We start from the raw sequence: 26,543 nt of genomic DNA, 5'->3' as shown, positions 1-26,543 counted from the left end.
CATCGACAACTCGACCTGGTTACGGTACGCGCGGCTGCGCCATTCGGTCAAACCAGGGATCGGCGGGAGACACTATCCACAGGCTGGGGACAACAACTTGAACCGCACCCGTCGCCCTGACTACCTTGACTGAACTCCGATTCGTTCCCTTGTCCCCACCCCACCCGATTTACATCCCGACCCGTCCCGTGAACCACACGTTCGTGGGAACTATGAGAGAGCGTGCCCTGTGGCTGACGTACCCGCCGATCTTGCCGCAGTGTGGCCGCGAGTACTCGAACAGCTCCTCGGCGAGGGCCGCGGGCAGGGGGTCGAGGCCAAGGACGAGCACTGGATCCGCCGCTGTCAGCCGCTGGCGCTGGTCGCGGACACCGCCCTGCTCGCCGTACCGAACGAATTCGCGAAGGGCGTGCTGGAGGGCCGTCTCGCCCCGGTGGTCAGCGAGACCCTGAGCCGGGAATGCGGTCGGCCGATCCGGATCGCGATCACCGTGGACGACTCCGCTGGGGAGCCCCCGGCCCCGCCGGCGCCTCCCCAGCAACACCGCTACGAGGAGCCCGAGCCGCCCTCCGGAGCCTACGAGGGCTACGGCCGCCACCGCGGCGAGCAGCACCCGGGGGACCAGCTCCCCACCGCCCGCCCCGCCTACCCGTCGGAGTACCAGCGCCCCGAACCCGGCGCCTGGCCGCGCCAGGGCCAGGACGACTACGGCTGGCAGCAGCAACGCCTCGGCTTCCCGGACCGGGACCCGTACGCGTCGCCGCCGCAGGAGTCGTACGGCCCGTCCGACGCGTACGGCGCGCAGGACCCGTACGGCGCGCAGGAGCCGTACCGTCCGCAGGATTCGTACGGCTCCCAGGACAAGTACGGCGGGCCCGCCCAGGACTACCGCCCACAGCCTGTGGACCGTCCGTCCTATGACCAGCAGCGCTCCGAGTACGAGTCCGCCCGCGGCGACTACGACCAGCGGGACGGCCGCCGTGAGCTGCCCGACCCGCCCGCGGGTTCCGGGCACGTGCACCGCGGCGGTCCGGTCGGCTCCTCGCTGCCCGCCTCCAGCGGCGCCCCCGGCCCGCTGGCCGCGCAGCCCGCCCCGGCGACCGGCCCCGGTGAACCGACCGCGCGGCTGAACCCGAAGTACCTCTTCGACACGTTCGTCATCGGCGCCTCCAACCGCTTCGCGCACGCCGCCGCGGTGGCCGTCGCCGAGGCGCCCGCGAAGGCGTACAACCCCCTCTTCATCTACGGGGAGTCCGGGCTCGGCAAGACGCACCTGCTGCACGCGATCGGGCACTACGCGCGCAGCCTGTACCCGGGCACGCGCGTGCGGTACGTCAGCTCGGAGGAGTTCACCAACGAGTTCATCAACTCCATCCGCGACGGCAAGGGCGACAGCTTCCGCAAGCGCTACCGCGAGATGGACATCCTGCTCGTCGACGACATCCAGTTCCTCGCGGACAAGGAGTCGACGCAGGAGGAGTTCTTCCACACCTTCAACACGCTCCACAACGCCAACAAGCAGATCGTGCTCTCCAGTGACCGGCCGCCCAAGCAGTTGGTCACCCTGGAGGACCGGCTGCGGAACCGTTTCGAGTGGGGCCTGATCACCGACGTGCAGCCGCCCGAGCTGGAGACGCGGATCGCGATCCTGCGCAAGAAGGCGGTGCAGGAGCAGCTCAACGCCCCGCCGGAGGTGCTGGAGTTCATCGCCTCCCGGATCTCGCGCAACATCCGCGAGCTGGAGGGCGCGCTGATCCGGGTGACGGCGTTCGCGTCGCTCAACCGGCAGCCGGTGGACCTGGGCCTCACCGAGATCGTCCTGAAGGACCTGATCCCCGGTGGGGACGACTCGACGCCGGAGATCACCTCTACGGCCATCATGAGCGCCACCGCGGACTACTTCGGGCTCACCGTCGAGGACCTGTGCGGCAGTTCGCGCGGCCGTCAGCTCGTCACGGCCCGCCAGATCGCGATGTACCTGTGCCGTGAGCTGACGGACCTGTCGCTGCCGAAGATCGGCGCGCTGTTCGGCGGCCGGGACCACACGACGGTGATGCACGCCGACCGCAAGATCCGCAATCTGATGGCCGAGCGGCGCTCCATCTACAACCAGGTGACGGAGCTGACGAACCGCATCAAGAACGGCTGACACCGGCGGCCGGAAGGCCGCTCGTACGGCGTCCAGGGCGCCCCCGGAGGTCTTCCCGGGGGCGCCCTCCGCCGTTCCCGGGGGGTTCCGGCGTCTCCCCGGCCCTCCCCCGCGCGCCACCCGCTGTTCGAATACTCGCCGGGTTACGGCCTCTCTCCACAGATTCGGCGACTTTCTGCCGTCCACATCCTGGGGACCGCGAAGTTGTCCAGACCGTATCCACAGCCGACCCTGTTGATAGATCATCAAGCCAGGTCAGATCCCTGTGGATTGGTGGACGAAAGATCTCCACAGCCTGTGGACGACACGTCGGTCCACAGGCTGTGCACGGAGTTGTCCACCGACAACCCACAGGCTGAGGACGATTGTCCCCAGCGATCGCCGGCTTCTCCACAGCTCTGTCCACTGTTCGGCAACATGGCGCGTCTCCTCACCGCGTCGAGTGAAGCGCGTCACACGAAGGTGCCAGATTGGGCTGTGGGAAAGACGGGTAAAGCTGGGGACGACGCTGGGGAGAACTCGTCCCTCCCTGTGCACGGCGTGTGCAGAACTTTCTGTTCTCCACAGCGGACCCGGGTTGTCCACCGCCTCCGCCCACAGGGCCAGTGGACAAAATCTCCGTCCTGAGCTGCGGAAACGCGGTTATCCACGGTATCCACAGGCCCTACTACTACCCCCAACCAGTTAGAGCGGGGAATTCGTTTCGAAGCGGGTCCTGTGCACAACTCGCGGCTCGGCGCCCGGCTGCCCCTCGTCACGACTTGACCCCGAGAGGCACCTACTGTCAGTGCCGTGCGTCAGACTGTTCCCCGGTGTCCTTCCCGTCCCGGGACCGTCGACACCAAGACAGACGACGAAGCGAAGCAGGGCGAGAAGCGCCGGCAACAGCAGGAGGCGGCTAACCGTGAAGATCCGGGTGGAACGCGACGTACTCGCGGAGGCAGTGGCCTGGGCGGCGCGCAGCCTCCCGGCCCGTCCGCCGGCGCCTGTGCTCGCCGGCCTGCTCCTGAAGGCCGAGGACGGCCAGCTGAGCCTGTCCAGCTTCGACTACGAGGTCTCCGCGCGTGTCAGCGTCGAGGCCGAGGTCGAGGAGGAGGGCACGGTCCTCGTCTCGGGGCGCCTGCTCGCCGACATCTCGCGCGCGCTCCCCAACCGGCCGGTGGAGATCTCCACAGACGGTGTACGGGCGACGGTGGTCTGCGGCTCCTCCCGCTTCACGCTCCACACCCTGCCGGTGGAGGAGTACCCGGCGCTGCCGCAGATGCCGAACGCGACGGGCACGGTCCCCGGCGAGGTCTTCGCCTCCGCCGTGCAGCAGGTCGCCATCGCCGCGGGCCGCGACGACACGCTGCCCGTCCTCACCGGCGTCCGTATCGAGATCGAGGGCGACACGGTCACGCTGGCCTCCACCGACCGCTACCGCTTCGCGGTCCGCGAGTTCCTGTGGAAGCCGGAGAACCCCGACACCTCCGCCGTCGCCCTGGTGCCCGCCAAGACGCTCCTGGACACCGCCAAGGCGCTCACGAGCGGCGACAGCGTGATCCTGGCGCTGTCCGGCTCCGGCGCGGGCGAGGGCCTCATCGGCTTCGAGGGCGCCGGTCGCCGTACGACGACCCGTCTGCTGGAGGGTGACCTCCCGAAGTACCGCACGCTGTTCCCGACCGAGTTCAACAGCGTCGCCGTGATCGAGACCGCGCCCTTCGTGGAGGCCGTCAAGCGCGTGGCCCTGGTCGCCGAGCGCAACACCCCGGTGCGGCTCAGCTTCGAGCAGGGCGTGCTCATCCTGGAGGCCGGTTCCAGCGACGACGCACAGGCTGTGGAAAGGGTCGACGCCCAGCTGGAGGGCGACGACATCTCGATCGCCTTCAACCCGACCTTCCTGCTGGACGGCCTGAGCGCGATCGACTCCCCGGTGGCGCAGCTGTCCTTCACGACGTCCACCAAGCCCGCGCTGCTCAGCGGCAAGCCCGCGCTGGACGCCGAGGCGGACGACGCGTACAAGTACCTGATCATGCCGGTCCGGCTGAGCGGCTGACTCGGGCTCCCCGAGAAGCCGCAGGTGGGGGCGTACGTATGAGCGCGTATGCCCACAGGTGTGCATGAGCGTCCGGGTTTAGGCTCGTACGTGGGTACGAAAGTGCCGCGGGGCGACCGCGCCGCGGCACGGACGGCCGTAACGCCACCTCGCGAACCTAAGGAACACAACTGATGGAGCTCGGTCTCGTCGGCCTCGGCAAGATGGGCGGCAACATGCGCGAGCGGATCCGCCGCGCCGGCCACACCGTCCTCGGCTACGACCGCAACGCGGATCTCGCCGATGTCCACAGCCTGGAGGAGCTTGTGGGCAAGCTCTCCGGCCCGCGCGTGGTCTGGGTGATGGTCCCGGCCGGCGAGCCCACCCAGACGACCATCGACCAGCTCGCCGAGCTGCTGGAGCCCGGCGACGTGGTCGTGGACGGCGGCAACTCGCGCTGGACGGACGACGAGAAGCACGCCGCGGAGCTGGCCGCCAAGGGCATCGGCTTCGTCGACTGCGGCGTCTCCGGCGGCGTCTGGGGCCTGGAGAACGGCTACGCCCTGATGTACGGCGGCGACGCGGAGAACGTCGCCAAGGTGCAGCCGGTCTTCGACGCGCTCAAGCCTGAGGGCGACTTCGGCGCCGTCCACGCGGGCAAGGTCGGCGCGGGCCACTTCGCGAAGATGGTCCACAACGGCATCGAGTACGCCATGATGCAGGCCTACGCCGAGGGCTGGGAGCTGCTGGAGAAGGTCGACTCCGTGACCGACGTCCGGGAGGTCTTCCGCTCCTGGCAGGAGGGCACGGTCATCCGCTCCTGGCTGCTCGACCTGGCCGTCAACGCCCTCGACGAGGACGAGCACCTGGAGCAGCTGCGCGGCTACGCCCAGGACTCCGGCGAGGGCCGCTGGACCGTGGAGGCGGCGATCGACAACGCCGTGCCGCTGCCCGCGATCACGGCGTCCCTCTTCGCGCGGTTCGCCTCGCGGCAGGAGGACTCACCGCAGATGAAGATGGTCGCGGCGCTGCGGAACCAGTTCGGCGGTCACGCGGTCGAGAAGAAGTAGCCCGGTCGAGAAGAAGTAGTCCACAGGACTGTGTCAGCAGGACCGTTTCGGCGGTCCACCACGCCGGGGGAGGTCGGCGAACGACCATGCACGTCACGCATCTGTCGCTGGCCGACTTCCGCTCGTACGCCCGGGTCGAGGTCCCGCTCGACCCGGGCGTCACGGCCTTCGTCGGCCCGAACGGGCAGGGCAAGACGAACCTCGTCGAGGCGGTCGGCTACCTCGCCACCCTCGGCAGCCACCGCGTCTCCTCCGACGCCCCGCTGGTCCGCATGGGCGCCGAGTGCGCGGTGGTCCGGGCACAGGTGCGGCAGGGCGAGCGCCAGCAACTGGTCGAGCTGGAGCTGAACCCGGGCCGCGCCAACCGGGCCCGTATCAACCGGTCCTCGCAGGTCAGACCACGGGACATCCTGGGCATCGTGCGCACGGTGCTGTTCGCGCCGGAGGACCTCGCCCTGGTCAAGGGCGACCCCGGGGAGCGGCGCCGCTTCCTGGACGAGCTGATCACCGCCCGCTCCCCGCGGATGGCCGGGGTCCGCTCGGACTACGACCGCGTGCTCAAGCAGCGCAACACCCTGCTGAAGTCGGCGGCGCTGGCCCGCCGTCACGGCGGGCGTTCGGTGGACCTGTCCACGCTCGACGTCTGGGACCAGCACCTCGCGCGCGTGGGCGCCGAGCTGCTCGCCCAGCGCCTCGACCTGATCGCGGCGATCCAGCCGCTGGCCGACAAGGCGTACGAGCAACTCGCCCCCGGCGGTGGCCCCGTCACCCTGGAGTACAAGCCGTCGGCGCCCGGCGGGGCACACGCGCGTGAGGCGCTGTTCGAGCAGCTGACGGCGGCGCTCGCGGACGTCCGCAAGCAGGAGATCGAGCGGGGCGTCACCCTGGTGGGACCGCACCGCGACGACCTGCTGCTCAAGCTGGGCGAGCTGCCCGCGAAGGGGTACGCCTCGCACGGCGAGTCCTGGTCGTACGCGCTGGCGCTGCGGCTGGCTTCCTACGACCTGCTGCGTGCCGAGGGCAACGAGCCGGTGCTGGTCCTCGACGACGTGTTCGCCGAGCTGGACACCCGGCGCCGGGAGCGGCTGGCGGAGCTGGTGGCGCCGGGCGAGCAGGTGCTGGTGACGGCCGCGGTCGACGACGACGTACCGCATGTGCTCAGCGGCGCGCGGTACGCGGTGTCCGGTGGGGCGGTGGAGCGCGTATGAGCGGCAACACCTCCGGCACCGGCCCCGGCACCGGGAGAACGTCCGGGGCCGCCCCCGACGGCATCCCGCGGCAGACCCCGGCGGACGGGGCCCCCGCCGCGGGCCCCGACAAGGCGGCGCACTCCGGCGTCGACCTCGCGCGTGTGGCGCTGCGCGCGGCCCGGGAGCAGGCACGCGCGCGTGGGGACGCGACGCGGCAGCGCAAGCAGGCGCGTCGCGGCGGGCTGCGCTCCGGCGCGCGCGCCGACGGCCGGGATCCGATGGCGCTCGGCTCGGCGATCAACCGGCTGATCACCGAACGTGGCTGGGAGGCCCCGGCGGCGGTGGGCGGCGTCATGGGGCGCTGGCCGCAGATCGTCGGCGAGGACGTGGCCAAGCACTGCGTGCCCGAGCGGTACGACGAGGACGAGCGCGTGCTGGTCGTGCGCTGCGACTCGACGGCCTGGGCGACGAACCTGCGGCTGCTGGCGCCGACGCTGGTCGCCCGGCTCAACGAGGACCTCGGGCACGGCGCGGTGCGGCAGATCAAGGTGCTCGGCCCCGGCGGCCCGGCCCGCCGCTACGGCCCGCTGCGGGCTCCGGGGAGCACCGGGCCCGGCGACACCTACGGGTGACGAACGTCACGTGGAGAGCTCCGGCGCGTCTTCCCGGACGCCCCCGTACGTCCCTTGTGGAGGGGCCCGCGCGCCCGGCGCACACGAGGGCGAATCCCGACCTGACCCTGGAGTAGCAAAGGGTTGACGTCCCGAAGCGCTGAGTGCCTCTGTGAGCCTCTTGGAGCCCCCTTCCGCATATCGGGAGTCGGACGAGCGTCGTTCAGGGCGGCACATGAGGACTCAGGTACCGGCAAACCCCCATCAGTGTCAGTGCTACCGGTAGACTGGAAGACAATCCCGCCCCGAACGTGGGGACCGTCCGGGAAACGCTGAGCAACGCTGATCAAGGCTTACCACCGCAACATGCCGCAGCCGCTCCGGCAACCGCCGCCGAGCCCGGCTCGTGCTGTGCCAGAAAGGGCGCTTCGTGGCCGATTCCGGCAACCCCAACGACAACATCCCGTCCACCGAGGCCCCGGCCGGTGTCGCCGAGGCTTCCGTCACGGCGTCGTACGACGCCAGCGCCATCACCGTCCTCGAGGGCCTGGACGCGGTACGCAAGCGTCCCGGTATGTACATCGGCTCGACCGGTGAGCGAGGGCTGCACCACCTCGTGTACGAGGTGGTCGACAACTCCGTCGACGAGGCGCTGGCCGGCCACGCGGACACGATCGAGGTGACGATCCTCGCCGACGGCGGCGTCCGCGTCGTCGACAACGGCCGTGGCATCCCGGTGGGCATCGTCCCGTCCGAGGGCAAGCCCGCCGTCGAGGTCGTGCTGACCGTGCTGCACGCGGGCGGAAAGTTCGGCGGCGGCGGGTACGCGGTCTCCGGTGGTCTGCACGGTGTCGGCGTCTCGGTCGTGAACGCCCTGTCGAGCAAGGTCTCCGTGGAGGTCCGCACCGACGGCCACCGCTGGACGCAGGACTACAAGATGGGCGTACCGACCGCCCCGCTGGCGAAGCACGAGGCCATCGAGGAGACCGGCACCTCGGTCACCTTCTGGGCCGACGCGGACATCTTCGAGACGACCGACTACTCCTTCGAGACGCTCTCGCGGCGCTTCCAGGAGATGGCGTTCCTCAACAAGGGTCTGACGATCAAGCTCACGGACGAGCGCGAGTCGGCGAAGGCCACCTCCGGGGCGGACGAGGCGGGCGCGGACGAGACGGCCGAGGTCAAGGCCGTCACGTACCACTACGAGGGCGGCATCGTCGACTTCGTGAGGTACCTCAACTCCCGCAAGGGCGAGGTGGTGCACCCCACGGTCATCGACCTGGAGGCGGAGGACAAGGACAAGAGCCTCTCCCTCGAAGTCGCGATGCAGTGGAACAGCGGCTACAGCGAGGGCGTGTACTCCTTCGCCAACATCATCCACACGCATGAGGGCGGCACCCACGAGGAGGGCTTCCGCGCGGCGCTCACCAACCTCATCAACAAGTACGCGCGCGACAAGAAGCTGCTCCGCGAGAAGGACGACAACCTCACGGGCGACGACATCCGCGAGGGTCTGACCGCGATCATCTCGGTGAAGCTGAGCGAGCCGCAGTTCGAGGGCCAGACCAAGACCAAACTGGGCAACACGGAGGCGAAGACCTTCGTCCAGAAGGCGGTCTACGAACACCTCAACGACTGGCTGGACCGCAACCCGAACGAGGCCGCGGACATCATCCGCAAGGGCATCCAGGCGGCCACCGCGCGCGTGGCGGCCCGCAAGGCGCGCGACCTGACCCGCCGCAAGGGCCTGCTGGAGACGGCGTCCCTGCCGGGCAAGCTCTCCGACTGCCAGTCGAACGACCCCACCAAGTGCGAGATCTTCATCGTCGAGGGCGACTCCGCCGGCGGCTCGGCCAAGTCCGGCCGGAACCCGGAGTACCAGGCGATCCTGCCGATCCGCGGCAAGATCCTCAACGTCGAGAAGGCGCGGATCGACAAGATCCTCCAGAACCAGGAGATCCAGGCGCTGATCTCGGCCTTCGGTACCGGGGTCCACGAGGACTTCGACATCGAGAAGCTGCGCTACCACAAGATCATCCTGATGGCGGACGCGGACGTCGACGGCCAGCACATCAACACCCTGCTGCTGACCTTCCTGTTCCGCTTCATGCGGCCGCTGGTCGAGGCCGGGCACGTGTTCCTGTCCCGTCCCCCGCTCTACAAGATCAAGTGGGGCAAGGACGACTTCGAGTACGCGTACTCCGACCGCGAGCGTGACGCGCTGATCGAGCTGGGCCGCCAGGCGGGCAAGCGCATCCGGGACGACTCGGTGCAGCGCTTCAAGGGTCTCGGCGAGATGAACGCCGAGGAGCTGCGCATCACGACGATGGACCAGGAGCACCGCGTCCTCGGCCAGGTCACCCTCGACGACGCCGCCCAGGCCGACGACCTGTTCTCGGTCCTCATGGGCGAGGACGTCGAGGCCCGCCGCCAGTTCATCCAGCGCAACGCCAAGGACGTCCGCTTCCTCGACATCTGAGTCGGTCTCAGCTGACCGCACCAGGAAGGACCTTCACCAGCAATGACCGACGAGAACACTCCCGTGACGACGCCGGAGGGCGACGCCCTGGGTATGCGCGTCGAGCCCGTCGGGCTCGAGACGGAGATGCAGCGCTCGTACCTCGACTACGCGATGTCCGTCATCGTCTCGCGCGCGCTGCCGGACGTCCGTGACGGACTCAAGCCCGTCCACCGCCGCGTCCTGTACGCGATGTACGACGGCGGCTACCGCCCCGAGCGCGGCTTCTACAAGTGCGCCCGCGTCGTCGGCGACGTCATGGGCAACTACCACCCGCACGGCGACTCCTCGATCTACGACGCGCTGGTCCGCCTGGCGCAGTCGTGGTCGATGCGGATGCCGCTGGTGGACTCCAACGGCAACTTCGGCTCGCCGGGCAACGACCCGGCGGCGGCCATGCGGTACACCGAGTGCAAGATGGCGCCGCTGTCGATGGAGATGGTCCGCGACATCGACGAGGAGACCGTCGACTTCACGGACAACTACGACGGCCGCTCCCAGGAGCCGACCGTCCTGCCCTCCCGCTTCCCGAACCTGCTGATCAACGGCTCGGCGGGCATCGCGGTCGGCATGGCAACCAACATCCCGCCGCACAACCTGCGCGAGGTCGCGGCGGGCGCCCAGTGGTACCTGGAGAACCCCGAGGCCACGCACGAGGAGCTGCTGGACGCGCTCATCGAGCGGATCAAGGGCCCGGACTTCCCGACCGGCGCGCTCGTCGTCGGCCGCAAGGGCATCGAGGAGGCGTACCGCACGGGCCGTGGCTCGATCACCATGCGCGCGGTCGTCGAGGTCGAGGAGATCCAGAACCGCCAGTGCCTGGTGGTCACGGAGCTGCCGTACCAGGTGAACCCCGACAACCTCGCGCAGAAGATCGCCGACGGCGTGAAGGACGGCAAGCTCGGCGGCATCGCCGACGTCCGCGACGAGACGTCGTCCCGCACGGGCCAGCGCCTGGTCATCGTCCTGAAGAGGGACGCGGTCGCCAAGGTCGTCCTGAACAACCTGTACAAGCACACGGACCTCCAGACCAACTTCGGCGCCAACATGCTGGCCCTGGTCGACGGCGTCCCGCGCACGCTCTCCCTGGACGCGTTCATCCGCCACTGGGTGACGCACCAGATCGAGGTCATCGTCCGCCGTACGCGCTTCCGGCTGCGCAAGGCCGAGGAGCGGGCGCACATCCTGCGCGGCCTGCTGAAGGCCCTGGACGCCATCGACGAGGTCATCGCGCTGATCCGGCGCAGCGACACCGTCGACATCGCCCGTACGGGCCTGATGGGCCTGCTGGAGATCGACGAGATCCAGGCCAACGCCATCCTGGAGATGCAGCTGCGGCGGCTGGCCGCCCTGGAGCGCCAGAAGATCGTCCAGGAGCACGACGAACTCCAGGCGAAGATCCGCGAGTACAACGAGATCCTCGCCTCCCCGGTCCGCCAGCGCGGCATCGTCAGCGCGGAGCTGACCGCGATCGTCGAGAAGTACGGCGACGACCGCAAGACCATGCTGGTGCCCTACGACGGTGACATGTCCATCGAGGACCTCATCGCCGAGGAGGACATCGTGGTCACCGTCACGCGCGGGGGCTACGTCAAGCGCACCAAGACCGTCGACTACCGGGCGCAGAAGCGCGGCGGCAAGGGCGTGCGCGGGACGAAGCTGAGGGAAGACGACATCGTCGACCACTTCTTCGTCTCCACGACCCACCACTGGCTGCTGTTCTTCACCAACAAGGGCCGCGTCTACCGCGTGAAGGCGTACGAGCTGCCCGACGCCGGGCGGGACGCGCGCGGTCAGCACGTCGCCAACCTGCTGGCCTTCCAGCCGGACGAGGCGATCGCCGAGATCCTCGCGATCCGTGACTACGAGGCGGCGCCGTACCTGGTGCTCGCCACGAAGGCCGGTCTGGTCAAGAAGACGCCGCTGAAGGATTACGATTCCCCGCGCTCCGGCGGCGTCATCGCGATCAACCTCCGGGAGAAGGAGGACGGAACCGACGACGAACTGATCGGAGCCGAACTCGTCTCGCCCGACGACGATCTGCTGCTGATCAGCCGAAAGGCACAGTCGATCAGGTTCACCGCGACGGACGACACGCTGCGTCCCATGGGCCGCGCGACCTCGGGCGTCAAGGGCATGAGTTTCCGCGAGGGGGACGAGCTGCTCTCGATGAATGTTGTTCGACCCGGTACGTTCGTGTTCACTGCTACCGACGGTGGGTACGCGAAGCGGACCGCTGTCGACGAGTACCGCGTCCAGGGACGCGGCGGCCTCGGTATCAAGGCCGCCAAGATCGTTGAGGACCGCGGTTCGCTCGTCGGCGCGCTGGTGGTCGAGGAGACCGACGAGATCCTCGCCATCACGCTGGGCGGCGGTGTGATTCGTACGCGAGTCAACGAGGTCAGGGAGACGGGCCGTGACACCATGGGCGTCCAACTGATCAATCTGGGCAAGCGCGATGCCGTCGTCGGTATCGCACGCAACGCCGAGGCGGGACGCGAGGCGGAGGAGGTCGACGGTGACATCACCGTCGACGAGACCACCGCCGAGGCACCCGCGCCCACCGGCACGGACGAGGGCGTGGTGCCCCCGGCCGAGTAGCACGAGGAGTGAGTCAGCGTGAGCGGAGCCACGGGCGCCGGACCGACCGGAACGTCCACCGGTTCTACGGCCGGTACGGAGACGGACGGCGGCGGCCGTGGCTCCGCCACGCGTGACCCGGACTCGGCATCCTCGTCGGCATCATCCTCGTACGCACAACAGACGCATGGATCCCAGGGGGGAACTGTGACGGACACCCGAGGTCCGCAGACCCAGCAGTACGCCGCTGGAGCGGGCCCGGCCGCCCCCGGCGGCCAGACGCAGCCACCGGCCGCGTCCCAGCAGACGGCATCGCCGCTCCCCGGCGAGCGACAGCCGCAGCAGCCCGCCGGGCCCTACCACCCGCCGCAGGCCTATCCGTCGCAGGGCGGCGGACAGGGCGCACAGGCCGCGGGGGGCGGCCCGACGGCGGTCGCGGGGCCCGCAGGCCCCGCCGCGGGCGTACGCCGCCCGCGCACCGGCGCGCGCACCACGCCGCGGGTCCGCAAGGCGCGGCTGCGGGTGGCCAAGGCCGACCCGTGGTCGGTGATGAAGGTCAGCTTCCTGCTCTCCATCGCCCTGGGCGTCTGCACCATCGTCGCGTCGGCCGTGCTGTGGATGGTCATGGACGCGATGGGCGTGTTCTCGACGGTCGGCGGCACGATCTCCGAGGCCACCGGCTCCAACGAGTCGAACGGCTTCGACCTGCAGGCCTTCCTGTCGCTGCCCAACGTCCTGATGTTCACGGCGATCATCGCGGTGATCGACGTCGTCCTGGCGACGGCCCTCGCCACCCTCGGCGCCTTCATCTACAACCTCTCCGCCGGTTTCGTCGGCGGCGTGGAACTGACCCTCGCCGAGGACGAGTGAGGCCCCGCGACTATCGATTTTGGGACTGCCCCGGTCGTGCGCTAATCTTCAGGAGTCAGCGCGCGGACATGCACCGCACAGCGCGGCGGGGCTATAGCTCAGTTGGTTAGAGCGCATCCCTGATAAGGATGAGGCCACAGGTTCAAATCCTGTTAGCCCCACCATCGAAGACCCTCAACCGGGAATGGTTGGGGGTCTTTTCCTGTGGGGTGGCCGGGTCGGCCTTGTCGCGCGTGGCTATGAGGCGTGGCGGAATGGGGTGGCCTGGCCCCCGGTGCGGGCGCGGCCGGTGGTCTCCTCGGTGGTGGGGCGGGCTTCCCGGCTCGGGCCGAGGGCGAGTTGTACGGGGGTGCCTACGGCGTCGAGCAGGTCGTCGGCGTGCAGGGTGATCGCGGTGAGGCGGGCGCGGCGTGGGCCCGCGGCGTCCAGTAGGCGGTAGGCCGTGGAGCGCAGGTCGTCGTGGTGGGCGGACGGCCGGGCGGGGCGCCGGGAGGTGGTCCAAGCGGGGCCGTCGGGGAAGCGCAGGGCGAGGGTCAGGGCGCCGGGGGCCTGGTGTCGGTGGCGTAGCTGGTGGCCGAGTCGGCTCACCAGGTCGAGCAGGGCCGCCCGGACCTCGGCGCCGCCGGGGGTGTGCCGGGGGAAGACGTGGGTCACGGTGGCGGAGGCGGGCAACGGGGCCGACCAGTCGGTGACCTTGGCGGGGGACACGGCGAGGACTCCGCCTGGGCGCGGGATCTGAGCGGAAGCGGAGGCCGCGGCCGCGACGGACGGTCCGATGCCGACTCGGACGTCCACTCCGAGGCGGGAGATCGTGCGGATCCGCAGGGTCTCGCCCAGACCGCAGGCGTCGTCCGCGCCGTGCTGGTGTGGTGGTGCGCCGAGCTCTATCAGAGCCGCTTGCGGGGGCAGGGCCCGGACGAGTGGAGCCAGCTCCGTCAGCAGCTCCAGGAGCTGCCGGTAGGTGTCCTCGGGCAGGTGGTCGGGGCAGCGTACGTGCATCACCGTGGAGGCTTCCGGTGTCATGGCGTCCACCTCCCTGGCCGTCTGCTTTCTGCTTCTCTCCCCACAGTATCGAACGTTTAGTCGAATGGGTGCTCGGTTCGGCACGGGGAAGGCCCGGTCCTCAGGGGCGCGCAAGGGCGCTGAGGGCCGGGCCTTCGGGTTGGTTCGGGTGCGTCATGCCGTAGGGCAGAGCTGTACGCAAGATCGCCGTGACGACGGTGACGGTAAGAGGAGAAGAGGATCTTCGCGGTCAGCGCTGGTGCGGGAGCTTCGCTGGCTCGGGGTCTTCGGGGGCGGGCTCGTCGTCGCAGGGGTGGCCGGCCTCCGCGGCGGCCTCCGCGTCCCGGTCCGGGTGGGGGAGGTGGCGGCAGTTCGGGGTCTTGCCGTGGGCTTCCGCTCGGATGCGCTGCTTCATCGTGGGGGGCAGTGCTCTGGCGTAGGACCAGGCCCAGCCGGGCGTCGCCGCCGGTGTCGTCGTCGGGGGCGTGTGGTCCGCGGCGCTGTTGCGGGTCGGCTCACTCTGCGGTACGGCCGCGGCGGCGGTCGTGGTGACGAGTCCGAGTGCGGTGAACAGCGTGATGAAGGCGGTGACGAGGACGTTCCACAGCTTCATGACCTTGGTGCGGGCCATGGCCCCTCACTTTCGGGTTGGGCGATTTGCGTACTTTCCTCATGATGTGTATGTGGGTCCCGAAGTGGTGGACCGACGCCCGTGGCGCGGCGATGTTCAGATGAACACCACCCGGATGGCCGCAAGGCCCCCGGAAAACGCGCGGATGTGCCTGGTCAGGGGCCGGAGTTGAGGCCCCGGCGCAGGTCACCGGCCGATATCGGCCGGTGTGTATAGTCGGGCGCCAGAGGTCCCCTACGTCAAGGAAAGACGAGGTCGCGCGGTGAAGAAGCTTCTCCTGGTCGCACTGGCCGCCATCGGCGGGCTCCTCGTGTACCGCCAGATCCAGGCGGATCGCGCCGAGCAGGATCTGTGGACGGAGGCGACTGACTCCGTGCCCACGGGTTCGTGAGCACCGACATCCAGTTCTGAACAGACAGACCCCGGCCGTCATCGCGGTCGGGGTTTTGCGTGTGCGGCAGGATGGGCCACGGTCGGAACGGGCGCGGTGACGACGAGGGGTGGCGCGTGATGGGTCGGCGTACGCAGCGGTGGCGTGCGGGGGCGAGGCGTTCTGATCGATCCCCACGCGCGCGTGGGGCCCTCGTAGCGGCGGTGGTGGCGTGTGCCGTCGCGGGCCTGCCGGGACAGGCGCTCGCCGTCGTCCCCAGCGCGCCGTACAGCTCTCCGTACGGCCTCCCGTACGGCTCTCCGCGGGGGTATGCCTTCGCGCCGGACGCCCTGGCGGTCCCGGCAGCCACCGGCACCGCCGACGCCGCGCTCCTCGTGCCCGGCAGGACCTTCAGGAGTACCCTCCGCAGCGGCGCGAAGGCGTACTTCCGCCTCGAACTCGGGGCCAGCGAGAACGCGTACGTCTCCGTGACCGCCGTACCTCACGCGGGGGCCACCCTCTCGCCCCTCGACCGGTTCAAGGTCTCCCTCCAGGACGCGGACGGCGAGCCCTGCACCCTCTCCCCCGACAGCGCGGCCTTCGGCGCCGCCCGCAGTCCGCGCCCGGTCGCGGTCTGGGGTCTGCGCGAGGTGGCACCGGACTCGTCCCGGTGCCAGGGCGAGGGGACGTACTACGCCGTCGTCGAGCGGACCGCCACGGCCGAGTCGGCGTCGGACGTCTGGGACCTGGAACTGGCACCCGTCACGGAGCCCGGCCTGACCTCCGCCGAGGACAGCGGGGCACCGGACGACTGGGACTCCGCCTCTCCTGAGCCGCCCACGGGACAGGCCGGGCGACGGGCGGGCGGCGAGGGGTTCGCGTCGGCGGCCACGATCGGCCGCGGTGTCTGGTCCACGGAGATCGCGCCCGGCCGGACGCTCTTCTACAAGGTGCCCGTCGGCTGGGGCCAGCAGCTCTCCGCCACCGCCGAACTCGCCGGCGCGACCCCGCTCGACGGCTCCGGGTTCTCGGTCAGCGCGCTCAACCTCGACCTCTACAACCCCGCCCGCGGTCCGGTCGCGGGCGAGGCCACCAGCTACGCCGGTCGGCAGAGGTCCGCCGCACTCGACCCGCTGCCCCCCGTCGACCACGCCAACCGGCACGCCGCCGCGGGCGCGGTGAGCGCGATGCGGTTCGCCGGGGCCTACTACCTCGTGGTCCATCTCGCCGCACAGGTGGCGGACGACTTCGGCGACGGGCCGTTCGGGCTGACGCTGCGCGTGGGGATCGAGGGAGCCGCGGGGGAAGGGCCCGCGTATGCCGGGGACGCGGTGCCGGAGGGGGTGTTCGACGCGAGCGTCGGCGGCTCGGGCCCCGTGAGCGGTGGCGGTGGTGAGGACGGCGCCGGGCGTGATCCCGCGATGACCGCGCTCGCCGTGAGCGGCATCGGTGGCGGGACGTTGCTGCTGGCCGGGCTCGGGGTGTGGTCGGCGGCGGCGCGGCGGCGGGGCGTCTCGGCGTAGCGGCGCGCGTCCCTTCTCAGATGCGGGTCAGGGCCCAGAACCCGATGGCGTAGCAGGCCAGCGCCAGGATCAGGACCGGGACCACCACCTTGGCGGGCGGGCCGGGGCGTGGGGCGGCACGTCGGCCGCGTCGGCCGGGGCGGGCCGGGCCGGGGCGGGGCTGGGGTTGAGACGGGGGCGGGGGCCACGAAATCGGTGGCGCCGGGGTGGGAACCTGCGGGTCCTGAGCGGTGTACGAAGCAGTAGAGGCATCAGCGCGATGCCGCACCGCTTGTGCCGTGGGGTCGTGAGGGGAGGCTGTGGGATGGGGGGACAGGGGTGGAAACGGGGATGGGGAAGGGGACGGAAACGGGGACGGGGACGGGGACGGGTCGTACGGCGGTGGCGTGGGCGTCTGGGGGAAGGGGGGAGCCGCGGGCGGCGGAGGCGGGAGGTGGAAGCTGCCCGTGTCCGACCTGCTCGGCCGCTGCTGCGAATGCGCCTGTGGTGGTTGCTGTGGTTCATGTTGCGGCTGTGGCAGGGGAGTCCGTGGATCAGCGGGTACGGCTCCCGAACCCGCATCGTCCTCATGGGAAGGCGCGGAAGGCGCGGAAGGCGCCGAAGCGCCGGACGCCGTACCTCCCGTGTCCTCCGACCGTCCCCTCAACCCCGGCGCCACCCCGGGCGCCCTCTTGAGCGGGCCGTCGGGGGCGTATGCCGTGGGCAGCGGGCCGAGCTGGTCGAAGACCTCGATCTGCTCGTCATCGGGTCCGGGCTCGGGGAGGAGTTCGATGGCGGACGCGAGGGCCTTGCGCGCCCCCGTGGCGGTGCGGAAGCGGGCCTGGGGGTCCGGTTGCAGCAGGGTGGCCACGACCTGCCAGAGCGGCTCGGGAATGCCCTTGGGCGCTCCCGGTGTGCCGTGCTCCGCGAAGTACTGGATCAGCGCCTTGGCGTCAGGCTTCGCGCCCTCCAGCAGATACAGCGCGACCAGTCCTACGGCGAACAGGTCGGCGGGGAAGTCGGGTTCGGCGCCCATCATCTGCTCGGGCGCGAGATAACCGGGCGTGCCCACCACCAGGTTGGTCTCGGTCAGCCGGGGCTCACCGAGCCGCATCGCGATGCCGAAGTCGGACAGCCGCAGCTTCGGCCGGGAGGTGCCGGTGGCTTCGAGGAGCACGTTGGCGGGCTTGATGTCCCGGTGGACGACGTCCTCCGCGTGGACGGCGGCCAGCCCGGCCAGCAACTGGTCGAGCAGGGTGCAGACGAACGGAGGCGGCAGGGGGCCGTAGTCGCCGACGAGGTGGACCAGCGAACCGCCGGCCACCAGGTCCATGGTGAACAGGACCTTGTCGTCGTCGGCGGCCCAGCTGGCGGGCGCGAGGACATGGGGGTGGTCGATCCTGAGGGCCTGCTCGCGGACGAAGCGCAGCAGCGAGTGGGCGTCGCTCTGCTGGAGGACCTTCGCGGCCACATAGCGGCGACGGCGGTGGTCCCAGGCGCGCCAGACGGCGCCGACGCCTCCGCGTCCGATCGGGTCGACCAGTTCGTACCGGCCGGCGAACACCTCACCCATCGCTGCGCGCTGCTCCTCCCCCTGGGTTCCCCTGCTCCGGAGTCGGGCTCGGCGGCGGCCCGGCTGCCGTGCCCCCGCGACGACCGGGCCGTGGGGCTCAGCTCTGGTGTGCCTGGTAGTGCGCGACCGCGTCGGAGGTGCGGCCCGCGCCGTAGACCCGGAGGAACTCTGCCAGTTCCGGGTGGGTCGGGGCGAGGGTGTCCGCGGCCTCGATGATGTCGCCCGCGGCGGCCACCGAGCGCAGCAGGGACTGGATCTCACGGACCACGCGCTTGACGGTGGGCGCCCCCGAACTGCTCGTCGTCTGCGTGGTGTTGTTCAGCACGGATCCCCCCTGGGACTTCTTGATCTCCTCCATGCGGTCGGTGGCCTCGGCGGCGCTGACGCTGCCGTCGGCGACCTGCGCCGCCAGTTCCTGCAACAGTTGCACCCGCTGCACGACCGCCGGGTTCCCGATCTTCGCGCGCTGACCGCTCATCAGCTGCGACAGCATCGGTGCGGACAGTCCCAGTACCCCCGCGAGACGAGCCTGGTTGAGGCCCAGGTCGTCTATGAGTTTACGGAAGAGCGCCCCCAACGGCTCCCCGTACCAGTTCCGCTGCAGTTCCCGCGCTCTTGCGGTGGCTTCCTGCTGTGCGGCGTCCATTGCGTCTCCCCATCGCTTCCCCAAGACGTGCTTCGCTGCCGCGAACCACGCCGAGCATCTTACGGAGAGTGGTCGTTCGCGGGGACCCCTTATCGTTTTGCGAGATCCAGGGGAGGACCCGGTACTCTGGTCTGCGGCGTCCACCGGAACACGGATCCTTCCGATGGGGCGTTTCCCTCCGGGGCCTTAGCTCAGTTGGTAGAGCGCTGTCTTTGCATGGCAGATGTCAGGGGTTCGACTCCCCTAGGCTCCACGCACGAATACCCCGCTGACCTGTGGAAACAGGTCAGCGGGGTATGTCGCTGTGTGCGGTGGGGCGGTGCTGTCAGCCGCGGTCCTCGTTGTTGGTGGCGCCCTTGGCCTCTTCGGCCTCCTTGGCCTGGACCTCGGGGTCGAGGTCGGACTGGCCGCTGCCGTCGACGGAGGTGAGGCGACCGGACTCGGGCACCTCGGTGGCGGCGGGCGGTTCGACCAGCCAGTCCGGGTTGGCCTGCTTGTCCCACCACTTCCAGGCGGCGAAGGCGCCGCCCGCCACCGCGCCCAGGACCACCAGCGCCCTGGCGAGACGTCCGGCCCTGGCCCGGCGCTCGTGCTTGCGGACCAGCTTCTCGATCTCCCGGGGGGTGATCTGGCCGCGCAGCGCGGCCAGCGCGGCGGCGCTGCGCGCGGCCGCCTCCTCACGAACGGGCCCGGCCGCGGCCACCGCCTGTTCGATCCTCGGCCTGGAGTAGACGGCGGCCTGCCGGGCCGCCTTGCGGGTACGTGCGGCGGCCTCGTGGGCGGCCTGGTCGACCTTCGGCGGGACGTGGGAGCGGGCCTGGTCCAGTCGCGGGACGAGATGGGCCTCGTACTGGAGCCGGGCCTGTTCGGTGGCCTGCGTCACCTTGGGCGCGAGCCGTACGCGTGCCTCCTGTGCGTAGTGTGCGGCCCTGTCCTTGGCCGTGTCGGCGTAGGGCGCCACCACTTCCGCGGCGTGCAGCACGCTGTCCTTGGCCGAGCCGGTCGCGGCGCGCACGCTGTCCATGCGGGTCACGGGATCCTCCTCCTCGGTGGCGTACGGTATTTCGACTTTCCACCCTTTTACGGATCATGCCTGCCGGTGGGCGACGGGGCATGTGTGGGCGGCCATCCGGGTCACCGGCACCTGCGATAGCAGATGAATACGGGGCAACGGGAGCTTGTCGTCGACAATGCCACGGATCGTCGTCACGCGCCCGTGTCCTGGGCCCAGTCGGCCGGTTTTCCGCGACTGACGCGCCCGTACGGAGGGCGGTCCCGGGAGGCCGGGCGACTCGGGGCGCCGGGCGTGCGAGGATCGGGGGGTCACAGAGGACAACGGAAGGCAGATCGTGGCTGAGCAGCTCTACGCCACCCTGAAGACCAACCACGGCGACATCGACGTCCGGCTGTTCCCGGAGCACGCGCCGAAGACGGTCAAGAACTTCGTCGAGCTCGCCAAGGGCGAGCGGGAGTGGACCAACCCGGCCACCGGCCAGAAGTCCACGGACAAGCTCTACGACGGCACGGTCTTCCACCGGGTGATCAGCGGTTTCATGATCCAGGGTGGTGACCCGCTGGGCAACGGCACGGGCGGCCCCGGGTACCAGTTCGAGGACGAGTTCCACCCGGACCTGCGCTTCGACAAGCCCTACCTGCTGGCGATGGCCAACGCCGGTCCGGGCACCAACGGCTCGCAGTTCTTCATCACCGTCGCCCCGACGGCGTGGCTGAGCCGCAAGCACACCATCTTCGGCGAGGTCACCGACGCGGCCAGCCAGAAGGTGGTCGACACCATCGCGACCGCGCAGACCAACCCGCGCACCGACCGTCCGGTGAAGGACGTCGTCATCGAGTCGGTCGTGGTCGAGAGCCGTCAGGTCTGAGCCCGAGTGCTCAGGACCGCCTGAAGCGGCGGCCCCGGCCAGGGACCGAAGCGTCCCGCCGGGAACCAAATGCCCCGCTCATCCGTAAGGATGGGCGGGGCATGGTAGTGCTCAGGACGATATCGAGGGGACCTCATGGAGCAGGCCGCAGGCGGTACGCCGGACGCTCGGAGTGTGCCCTCCTGCTACCGGCACCCGGACCGCGAGACCGGCGTGCGCTGCACCCGCTGTGAGCGCCCCATCTGCCCCGAGTGCATGATCAGCGCCTCGGTGGGCTTCCAGTGCCCCGAGTGCGTCCGCGGCGGCTCGGGGTCCGCGTCCGGGCCCGCGGCGAGCGCCTCCCGGCCGCGCACCCTGGCGGGTGGCACGGTGGCCGCCGATCCCCGGCTGGTGACCAAGGTCCTGCTGCTGATCAACCTGGTGGTGTTCTTCGTCGGGCGCTCCTCGGAGGCGCTGCTCGACCACATGGTGCTCGTCGGTGAGTGGCCGCCCTACGGGCCCACGCAGGGCGTCGCGGAGGGTGAGTGGTACCGGCTGCTCACCTCGGTCTTCGCCCACTACGAGATCTGGCACATCGCCTTCAACATGCTGAGCCTGTGGTGGCTCGGCGGCCCGCTGGAAGCGGCTCTCGGCCGGGCCCGCTATCTGGCGCTGTACCTGGTGTCGGGGCTGGCGGGCAGCGCCCTCGCCTATCTGCTGACCTCGCCGACGACATCCATGCTCGGCGCCTCGGGCGCCATCTTCGGCCTCTTCGGCGCGACGGCCGTGCTGCTGCGGCGCCTGCGGTACGACATGCGTCCGGTGATCGCCCTGCTGGCGATCAACATGATCTTCACCTTCAACCCGGCCTTCGACATCTCCTGGCAGGCGCACATCGGCGGTCTGGTCGCCGGGGTCGTCATCGGCTACGCCATGGTGCACGCCCCGCGTGAGCGGCGGGCGCTGGTGCAGTACGGCACCTGCGCGCTGGTCCTGCTGGTGGTCGTGGGCATGACAGTCCTACGGACGCTCCAGCTGACCTGAGGGCCGTCCCAGGGTGGGCGGAGGCCGTTCCGGGGCTGGTCCAGGCCGTTTGTCCACAGCCTGTGCCGGATCTTGTGCACAGTGTGCGGGGTTACGCCAGAACAGCTGTGCCCCCTGTCGTCAACCCGTGTTTCCGCAGGTCAGGCAGGGGGCTCAGTGATTCGAACGTATATCCAGAACCGGTGTGTCAGTCGTACCGGCGTCAACCCTCGATGAGTTATCCACAGATCGTCGTCTTTTCCCCAGGTGAGGTGTGGAAAGACCCTCAACCTGTGGATAACTCAGCGGATAGCCCTGGGTAGAGCTGCCGCGGCGCTGCTACCGCGCCGCTACTTCCACTGGGTCGAGACGCCGAATCCCGCCGCGATGAAGCCGAAGCCGACCACGATGTTCCAGTTGCCCAGCGAGTCGATGGGCAGTGAACCGTCGGTCACATAGAAGACGACGATCCAGGCCAGGCCGATCAGGAACATGGCCAGCATGACCGGTGCGACCCAGGCCCGGTTGGTCAGCTTGATCGCTGTCGTCTGCTTCGCAGGGGGCGGCGTGTAGTCGGCCTTCTTGCGGATACGTGACTTCGGCACGAGGGTCTCTCCTGTCGATGCGCTGCGTGGCCGCGCAGGTAACTGGGTCGGGCTCGGGGCAGCGTACAAGGGGACACTGAGCGCTCCCCCGGGTGTCCGTTAGCGTAGTGCTTCCGTGGCACCGAAGGAGATAAGGGTACGTTGAGCAATTCTGCCGACTTCCCCCCGTCCGGATCCAGCCCTGAGCGCAGTGGGCGTTTCCGGCCCGTACGCGTGCTCACGGTGGGGGTCTTCGCCCTCGCCGGGCTGATCTTCTTCACCAGCTTCAACACGGCCAAGGGCACCAACATCCGCACGGACGCCTCCCTGCTGAAGCTCTCCGACCTGATCCAGGAGCGCAGCCACAACAACGGCAGGCTGGAGGAGTCCAACGCGGCCCTGCGCGACGACGTCGAGTCACTGGGCGAGCGCGACACCGGCATCACCAAGGCCGACGAGACCAGGCTCGCCGCGCTGGAGGAGAACGCCGGGACCGAGGAACTGCGCGGCGAGGCCATCACCGTCACCCTCAACGACGCCCCGCCCAACGCCACCGCGAAGCTCCCCGGCTACCCCGAGCCGGAGCCCGACTACCTGGTCATCCACCAGCAGGACCTGCAGGCCGTGGTGAACGCCCTCTGGGAGGGCGGCGCCGAGGGCATCAAGGTCATGGACCAGCGGCTGATCAGTACCAGCGCCGTCCGCTGTGTCGGCAACACCCTGATCCTCCAGGGCCGCGTCTACTCACCGCCGTACAAGATCACCGCGGTCGGTGATCCCGGGAAGCTGAAGGACGCGCTCGCGGAGTCCCCGGCGATCCAGAACTACATGGTGTACGTCAACGTCTACGGCCTCGGCTGGAAAGTCGAGGACGACGGGGCGGTGACTCTGCCCGGCTACTCGGGCACAGTGGATCTGCAGTACGCGGAGCCCGTGGAGCAGTAGCGGTAGCGGAGAAGAGCGAGGGCCGGTGTCGGTGCGCTCGGTCGTCAGGACCCTCGGCGAGCTGTGCGTCACACTGCTCCAGGACCAGTGGGCCGAGGGCGCCGTACCGCAGCCACCGGACGCCGCGCCGGGCGGCACCACCCCCACCAGCCCGCCCGAGCCGGAGCCGACCGGCAGCGCGGGCCCTTCGCGATCCTGTACGTCCCCCGTCTTGGTTTCACGTGGAACAAGCCGGTGCCGGAGGGCACCGACACCGGCACGCTGGAGAAGGGGCTCGGGCACTGCGCCGGTACCGCCCAGCTCGGGCAGCAGGGCAACCTCGCCGCCGCGGGTCATCGCCGCACCTACGGCGACCCCTTCAAGGGCTTCCCCCCGGCTGCGGCGCGGCGACGCGGTGGTGCTGACCGACGGCGCGACCTGGTCCACGTACCGGATCGGCAAAGGGCCGTACAAGACCGTGCCCACGGATGTCGCCTGATCGACCCCGTGCCGCGTACGTCGGGCTACCAGTGGCCGGGCCGCTACCTCACGCTGACCACCTGCGACCCGGAGTGGGGCCACAGCCACCGACTGGTCGTCTGGGCGCACCTGGACTCCCCCAGCCCGTGGAGGCCGGGAAACCTCCGGCCCTGCGCCGTTAGTCTGGTGCCGGTACGGCGTGAGTGTGGTGCCGTGGTGCGACGGAAGGGACGGCATGTACGGCTGGATCTGGCGGCATCTGCCGGGAAACGCCTGGGTGAGGGCCCTGATCTCCCTCGTGCTGGTCCTGGCCGTGGTCTACGTCCTCTTCCAGTACGTCTTCCCGTGGGCCGAACCGCTGCTTCCCTTCAACGATGTGACGGTGGACAACCAGTGAGCGCGCGCATCCTCGTCGTGGACAACTACGACAGCTTCGTCTTCAACCTGGTCCAGTACCTCTACCAGCTCGGCGCCGAGTGCGAGGTGCTGCGCAACGACGAGGTGTCGACGGCCCACGCGAACGACGGCTTCGACGGTGTGCTGCTCTCCCCCGGCCCCGGCGCCCCCGAGCAGGCCGGGGTCTGCGTCGACATGGTCCGGCACTGCGCGGCGACCGGCGTCCCCGTCTTCGGCGTCTGCCTCGGGATGCAGTCCATGCAGGTGGCGTACGGCGGTGTGGTGGACCGGGCGCCCGAGTTGCTGCACGGCAAGACCTCGCTGGTCGAGCACGGGGGCAAGGGCGTCTTCCGCGGCCTGCCCTCGCCCTTCACGGCGACCCGTTACCACTCCCTGGCCGCCGAGCCGCCCACCGTCCCCGCCGAGCTGGAGGTCACCGCCCGCACCCACGACGGCATCATCATGGGCCTGCGGCACCGGGAACTCCCGGTCGAGGGCGTGCAGTTCCACCCCGAGTCGGTGCTCACCGAGCACGGTCACCGGATGCTGGCCAACTGGCTCACCGAGTGCGGTGACCAGGGCGCCGTCGCCAGATCCGCGGGACTGGCCCCGGTGGTGGGCAGGGCCACGGCGTGACCGCACTGCGCCCCGAGCGCGAGGCCGATCTCCCGTACGGACAGCAGCAGTCGTACGGGGAGTCGGCCACGTTCGAGGAGCAGTACTCCCCTCAGCCGCCTGCCGGTGAGCCGCCCGTCGACGCCCCCCAGGAGCCGTACCCCGCCCCGTACGAGCCTCCCGCCGACGACGAGACCGTCGCCCTGCGGATAGCGGACCTCCCCAAGGGCCCCGTATCCGCCTCTGGCGCCTCATCAGCCTCACCGGCACCCGGAGTTGCCTCCGGCGGCCGAGCGGCCCGCAGGAAGGCCGCCAAGCGCCGCCACCGGCGTCACGCGACGGGCGCCGCGCCCATCACCCCGTCCACGCCGCAGCCGGAGGAGTCGGGCGCCCCCCTCTCCCGGGTGGAGGCCCGCCGACTGGCGCGCGCCCGCAAACCCGGCCCCGCGGTGATCGCCAGCCGGGCCATCGGCGAGGTGTTCATCACCACCGGCGTGCTGATGCTGCTGTTCGTCACCTACCAGCTGTGGTGGACGAACGTCCGCGCGCACGCGCAGGCCGGGAAGGAGGCCAGCGACCTCCAGGACCAGTGGGAGAACGGCGAACGCGAGCCCGGCACCTTCGAACCGGGGCAGGGCTTCGCCATCCTGCGCATCCCCAGGCTCGACGTGGTGGTGCCGATCGCGGAGGGCATCAGCAAGAGCAAGGTCCTCGACCGCGGCATGGTCGGCCACTACGCCGAGGCCCCGCTGAAGACCGCGATGCCCGACGCCAAGTCCGGCAACTTCGGCCTCGCGGGACACCGCAACACCCACGGTGAGCCCTTCCGGTACATCAACAAGCTGCAGCCGGGCGACTCCATCGTCGTCGAGACGCAGGACACCTACTACGTCTACAAGACGGCGTCGACGCTGCCGGTGACCCCGCCCAGCAACACCACCGTCCTCGACCCCGTCCCCAAGGACGGCGGCTTCACCGAGCCGGGCCGCTACATCACCCTCACCACCTGCACGCCGGAGTTCACCAGCAAGTACCGCCTGATCGTCTGGGGCAAGATGGTCGAGGAACGCCCGCGCAGCAAGGGAAAGCCGGATGCGCTCGTCGAGTAGAGGCAGATGACACCAGTGGCAGCGACCACCGACGACACCGAAGAGCAGACCACGGTCCCCGCGCCCCGCCGCCGCCCCGGCCGGATCGCCCTGGCGGTCAGCGTGCTCGGCGAACTCCTCATCACCGCGGGCCTGGTGCTCGGCCTGTTCGTCGTCTACTCCCTGTGGTGGACGAACGTCCTCGCCGACCGCAAGGCCGCGCAGGAGGGCGACAAGGTCCGCGACAACTGGGCGGCGTCCGAGAACCCCGACGCCGACGGCCCGGTCGGCCTCGACACCAGGGACGGCATCGGCTTCCTGCACGTGCCCGCGATGAACGGGGACGAGATCCTCGTCAAGAAGGGCACCTCGAACAAGATCCTCAACGACGGTGTCGCCGGGTACTACACCGACCCGGTCAAGGCGACCCTGCCCACCTCGGACAAGAACGGCAACTTCTCCCTGGCCGCCCACCGCGACGGCCACGGCGCGCAGTTCCACAACATCCACAAGCTGGGCAAGGGCGATCCGATCGTCTTCGAGACGAAGGACAAGTGGTACGTCTACAAGGTGTACGCCACCCTGCCCGAGACCTCGAAGTACAACGTCCGGGTCCTGGACGCCGTGCCGAAGGACAGCGGCCGGAAGAAGGCGGGCAAGTACATCACGCTGACCACCTGCACGCCGATCTACACCAGCCGGGACCGGTACGTCGTCTGGGGCGAACTGGTCCGCGTCGACGATGTCGACGACCAGCGGACGCCGCCGAAGGAACTGCGGTAGCCGGACCCGCCCACCACGCCGGAGCCCCGGCACCCCCCCCGGCGGGGGGGCGGGGCGGCGGC

The 26,543-nt window shown here is 70.0% G+C and carries 23 protein-coding genes, 2 tRNA genes and 1 pseudogene; 20 read left to right on the top strand and 6 right to left on the bottom strand.

Annotated elements, in window-relative coordinates:
* The first annotated feature begins 229 nt into the window (after positions 1-229).
* The 9 genes from dnaA (at position 230) to ABZ659_RS27840 (ending at position 13,166) form a co-directional block, all read left to right on the top strand.
* On the top strand, positions 230-2,149 hold the full coding sequence (gene dnaA, locus ABZ659_RS27880) for a chromosomal replication initiator protein DnaA (protein ID WP_360225120.1): 1,920 nt from the start codon (positions 230-232) through the stop codon (positions 2,147-2,149).
* A 904-nt stretch (positions 2,150-3,053) separates the two neighbouring features.
* A complete protein-coding gene (dnaN, locus tag ABZ659_RS27875) occupies positions 3,054-4,184 on the top strand; it encodes a DNA polymerase III subunit beta (RefSeq protein ID WP_360225118.1) in 1,131 nt (376 codons plus the stop codon).
* Positions 4,185-4,357: 173 nt separating this feature from the next.
* Positions 4,358-5,233: a phosphogluconate dehydrogenase (NAD(+)-dependent, decarboxylating) gene (gnd, locus tag ABZ659_RS27870; protein ID WP_360225116.1), complete on the top strand. Its 876-nt coding sequence runs from the start codon at positions 4,358-4,360 to the stop codon at positions 5,231-5,233.
* An 86-nt stretch (positions 5,234-5,319) separates the two neighbouring features.
* Positions 5,320-6,441 carry a DNA replication/repair protein RecF gene (gene recF, locus ABZ659_RS27865; protein ID WP_360225114.1) on the top strand — a complete coding sequence of 374 codons (1,122 nt, stop codon included), beginning with the start codon at positions 5,320-5,322 and terminating at the stop codon, positions 6,439-6,441.
* The gene (locus ABZ659_RS27860) at positions 6,438-7,055 is read left to right on the top strand and encodes a DUF721 domain-containing protein (RefSeq protein WP_360225112.1); all 618 of its coding nucleotides are present in this window, start codon (positions 6,438-6,440) and stop codon (positions 7,053-7,055) included. The genes recF and ABZ659_RS27860 overlap by 4 nt, the downstream gene beginning before the upstream one ends.
* Before the next feature lie 385 nt (positions 7,056-7,440).
* Positions 7,441-9,513: a DNA topoisomerase (ATP-hydrolyzing) subunit B gene (gyrB, locus tag ABZ659_RS27855; protein ID WP_360225110.1), complete on the top strand. Its 2,073-nt coding sequence runs from the start codon at positions 7,441-7,443 to the stop codon at positions 9,511-9,513.
* 42 nt (positions 9,514-9,555) lie between these two features.
* On the top strand, positions 9,556-12,153 hold the full coding sequence (gene gyrA, locus ABZ659_RS27850) for a DNA gyrase subunit A (protein ID WP_360225108.1): 2,598 nt from the start codon (positions 9,556-9,558) through the stop codon (positions 12,151-12,153).
* Positions 12,154-12,171: 18 nt separating this feature from the next.
* Complete coding sequence (locus tag ABZ659_RS27845; protein WP_360225106.1) at positions 12,172-13,002, top strand: DUF3566 domain-containing protein; 831 nt, start codon at positions 12,172-12,174, stop codon at positions 13,000-13,002.
* Between the two features lie 87 nt (positions 13,003-13,089).
* Positions 13,090-13,166: transfer RNA gene (locus ABZ659_RS27840), tRNA-Ile, on the top strand.
* A gap of 73 nt (positions 13,167-13,239) precedes the next feature.
* Here ABZ659_RS27840 and ABZ659_RS27835 read toward each other — a convergent pair.
* A complete protein-coding gene (locus tag ABZ659_RS27835) occupies positions 13,240-14,025 on the bottom strand; it encodes a hypothetical protein (protein WP_360225104.1) in 786 nt (261 codons plus the stop codon).
* 229 nt (positions 14,026-14,254) lie between these two features.
* Positions 14,255-14,635: a DUF6344 domain-containing protein gene (locus ABZ659_RS27830; protein ID WP_360225102.1), complete on the bottom strand. Its 381-nt coding sequence runs from the start codon at positions 14,633-14,635 to the stop codon at positions 14,255-14,257.
* Positions 14,636-14,897: 262 nt separating this feature from the next.
* On the opposite strand from ABZ659_RS27830, the gene ABZ659_RS27825 reads away from it, so the two are divergent.
* Positions 14,898-15,026: a DLW-39 family protein gene (locus tag ABZ659_RS27825; RefSeq protein ID WP_003999697.1), complete on the top strand. Its 129-nt coding sequence runs from the start codon at positions 14,898-14,900 to the stop codon at positions 15,024-15,026.
* Positions 15,027-15,229: 203 nt separating this feature from the next.
* Complete coding sequence (locus tag ABZ659_RS27820) at positions 15,230-16,528, top strand: hypothetical protein (protein WP_360225100.1); 1,299 nt, start codon at positions 15,230-15,232, stop codon at positions 16,526-16,528.
* Between the two features lie 16 nt (positions 16,529-16,544).
* Here ABZ659_RS27820 and ABZ659_RS27815 read toward each other — a convergent pair whose 3' ends face one another.
* Together ABZ659_RS27815 and ABZ659_RS27810 are read right to left on the bottom strand one after the other, a co-directional pair.
* A complete protein-coding gene (locus ABZ659_RS27815; protein WP_360225098.1) occupies positions 16,545-18,080 on the bottom strand; it encodes a serine/threonine-protein kinase in 1,536 nt (511 codons plus the stop codon).
* A gap of 97 nt (positions 18,081-18,177) precedes the next feature.
* Positions 18,178-18,726 carry a DNA-binding protein gene (locus ABZ659_RS27810; protein WP_360225096.1) on the bottom strand — a complete coding sequence of 183 codons (549 nt, stop codon included), beginning with the start codon at positions 18,724-18,726 and terminating at the stop codon, positions 18,178-18,180.
* Positions 18,727-18,906: 180 nt separating this feature from the next.
* On the opposite strand from ABZ659_RS27810, the gene ABZ659_RS27805 reads away from it, so the two are divergent.
* Positions 18,907-18,979, top strand: a tRNA-Ala gene (locus ABZ659_RS27805).
* 72 nt (positions 18,980-19,051) lie between these two features.
* Here ABZ659_RS27805 and ABZ659_RS27800 read toward each other — a convergent pair.
* Entirely contained in the window at positions 19,052-19,759 is a 708-nt protein-coding gene (locus tag ABZ659_RS27800; RefSeq protein ID WP_360225094.1) for a DUF5324 family protein, read from the bottom strand.
* 316 nt (positions 19,760-20,075) lie between these two features.
* Between ABZ659_RS27800 and ABZ659_RS27795 the strand changes: the two genes are divergently transcribed.
* Positions 20,076-20,609 (top strand): peptidylprolyl isomerase, encoded by a 534-nt coding sequence (locus ABZ659_RS27795; protein WP_360225092.1) that lies wholly within the window; start codon positions 20,076-20,078, stop codon positions 20,607-20,609.
* Between the two features lie 135 nt (positions 20,610-20,744).
* Positions 20,745-21,632, top strand: a complete 888-nt coding sequence (locus ABZ659_RS27790; protein ID WP_360225090.1) for a rhomboid family intramembrane serine protease — start codon at positions 20,745-20,747, stop codon at positions 21,630-21,632.
* A 329-nt stretch (positions 21,633-21,961) separates the two neighbouring features.
* On the opposite strand, the gene crgA is transcribed toward ABZ659_RS27790, so the two are convergent.
* Positions 21,962-22,216 (bottom strand): cell division protein CrgA, encoded by a 255-nt coding sequence (gene crgA, locus ABZ659_RS27785; protein WP_221755573.1) that lies wholly within the window; start codon positions 22,214-22,216, stop codon positions 21,962-21,964.
* 141 nt (positions 22,217-22,357) lie between these two features.
* On the opposite strand from crgA, the gene ABZ659_RS27780 reads away from it, so the two are divergent.
* The 6 genes and pseudogenes from ABZ659_RS27780 to ABZ659_RS27755 all read left to right on the top strand — a co-directional run bounded on the left by ABZ659_RS27780 (position 22,358) and on the right by ABZ659_RS27755 (position 26,481).
* A complete protein-coding gene (locus ABZ659_RS27780) occupies positions 22,358-23,140 on the top strand; it encodes a DUF881 domain-containing protein (RefSeq protein ID WP_360225088.1) in 783 nt (260 codons plus the stop codon).
* A gap of 63 nt (positions 23,141-23,203) precedes the next feature.
* Positions 23,204-23,671, top strand: a pseudogene (locus ABZ659_RS27775) (sortase); the annotation flags it as partial.
* A 163-nt stretch (positions 23,672-23,834) separates the two neighbouring features.
* A complete protein-coding gene (locus tag ABZ659_RS27770) occupies positions 23,835-23,996 on the top strand; it encodes a hypothetical protein (protein ID WP_171060312.1) in 162 nt (53 codons plus the stop codon).
* The gene (locus ABZ659_RS27765; protein WP_360225206.1) at positions 23,993-24,631 is read left to right on the top strand and encodes an aminodeoxychorismate/anthranilate synthase component II; all 639 of its coding nucleotides are present in this window, start codon (positions 23,993-23,995) and stop codon (positions 24,629-24,631) included. Before ABZ659_RS27770 ends, ABZ659_RS27765 begins: the two co-directional genes overlap by 4 nt.
* Positions 24,628-25,719, top strand: coding sequence for a class E sortase (locus ABZ659_RS27760; protein WP_360225086.1), 1,092 nt, complete (start codon positions 24,628-24,630; stop codon positions 25,717-25,719). The genes ABZ659_RS27765 and ABZ659_RS27760 overlap by 4 nt, the downstream gene beginning before the upstream one ends.
* A 15-nt stretch (positions 25,720-25,734) precedes the next feature.
* Positions 25,735-26,481 (top strand): class E sortase, encoded by a 747-nt coding sequence (locus tag ABZ659_RS27755; RefSeq protein WP_360225204.1) that lies wholly within the window; start codon positions 25,735-25,737, stop codon positions 26,479-26,481.
* Positions 26,482-26,543: the final 62 nt, after the last annotated feature.

The organism is Streptomyces sp. NPDC006997, from assembly GCF_040635175.1.
Classification (GTDB): Bacteria; Actinomycetota; Actinomycetes; order Streptomycetales; family Streptomycetaceae; genus Streptomyces.
This window is presented reverse-complemented; position numbering and strand designations above follow the sequence as displayed.

What these genes read in the sequence shown, in the direction of transcription:
- gnd (WP_360225116.1), top strand. Translation starts at nt 4,358, where the DNA reads ATGGAGCTCGGTCTCGTCGGCCTCGGCAAGATGGGCGGCAACATGCGC.
- recF (WP_360225114.1), top strand. Translation starts at nt 5,320, where the DNA reads ATGCACGTCACGCATCTGTCGCTGGCCGACTTCCGCTCGTACGCCCGG.
- ABZ659_RS27860 (WP_360225112.1), top strand. Translation starts at nt 6,438, where the DNA reads ATGAGCGGCAACACCTCCGGCACCGGCCCCGGCACCGGGAGAACGTCC.
- gyrA (WP_360225108.1), top strand. Translation starts at nt 9,556, where the DNA reads ATGACCGACGAGAACACTCCCGTGACGACGCCGGAGGGCGACGCCCTG.
- ABZ659_RS27835 (WP_360225104.1), bottom strand. Translation starts at nt 14,025, where the DNA reads ATGACACCGGAAGCCTCCACGGTGATGCACGTACGCTGCCCCGACCAC.
- ABZ659_RS27830 (WP_360225102.1), bottom strand. Translation starts at nt 14,635, where the DNA reads ATGGCCCGCACCAAGGTCATGAAGCTGTGGAACGTCCTCGTCACCGCC.
- ABZ659_RS27815 (WP_360225098.1), bottom strand. Translation starts at nt 18,080, where the DNA reads ATGGGTGAGGTGTTCGCCGGCCGGTACGAACTGGTCGACCCGATCGGA.
- ABZ659_RS27810 (WP_360225096.1), bottom strand. Translation starts at nt 18,726, where the DNA reads ATGGACGCCGCACAGCAGGAAGCCACCGCAAGAGCGCGGGAACTGCAG.
- ABZ659_RS27790 (WP_360225090.1), top strand. Translation starts at nt 20,745, where the DNA reads ATGGAGCAGGCCGCAGGCGGTACGCCGGACGCTCGGAGTGTGCCCTCC.
- ABZ659_RS27770 (WP_171060312.1), top strand. Translation starts at nt 23,835, where the DNA reads ATGTACGGCTGGATCTGGCGGCATCTGCCGGGAAACGCCTGGGTGAGG.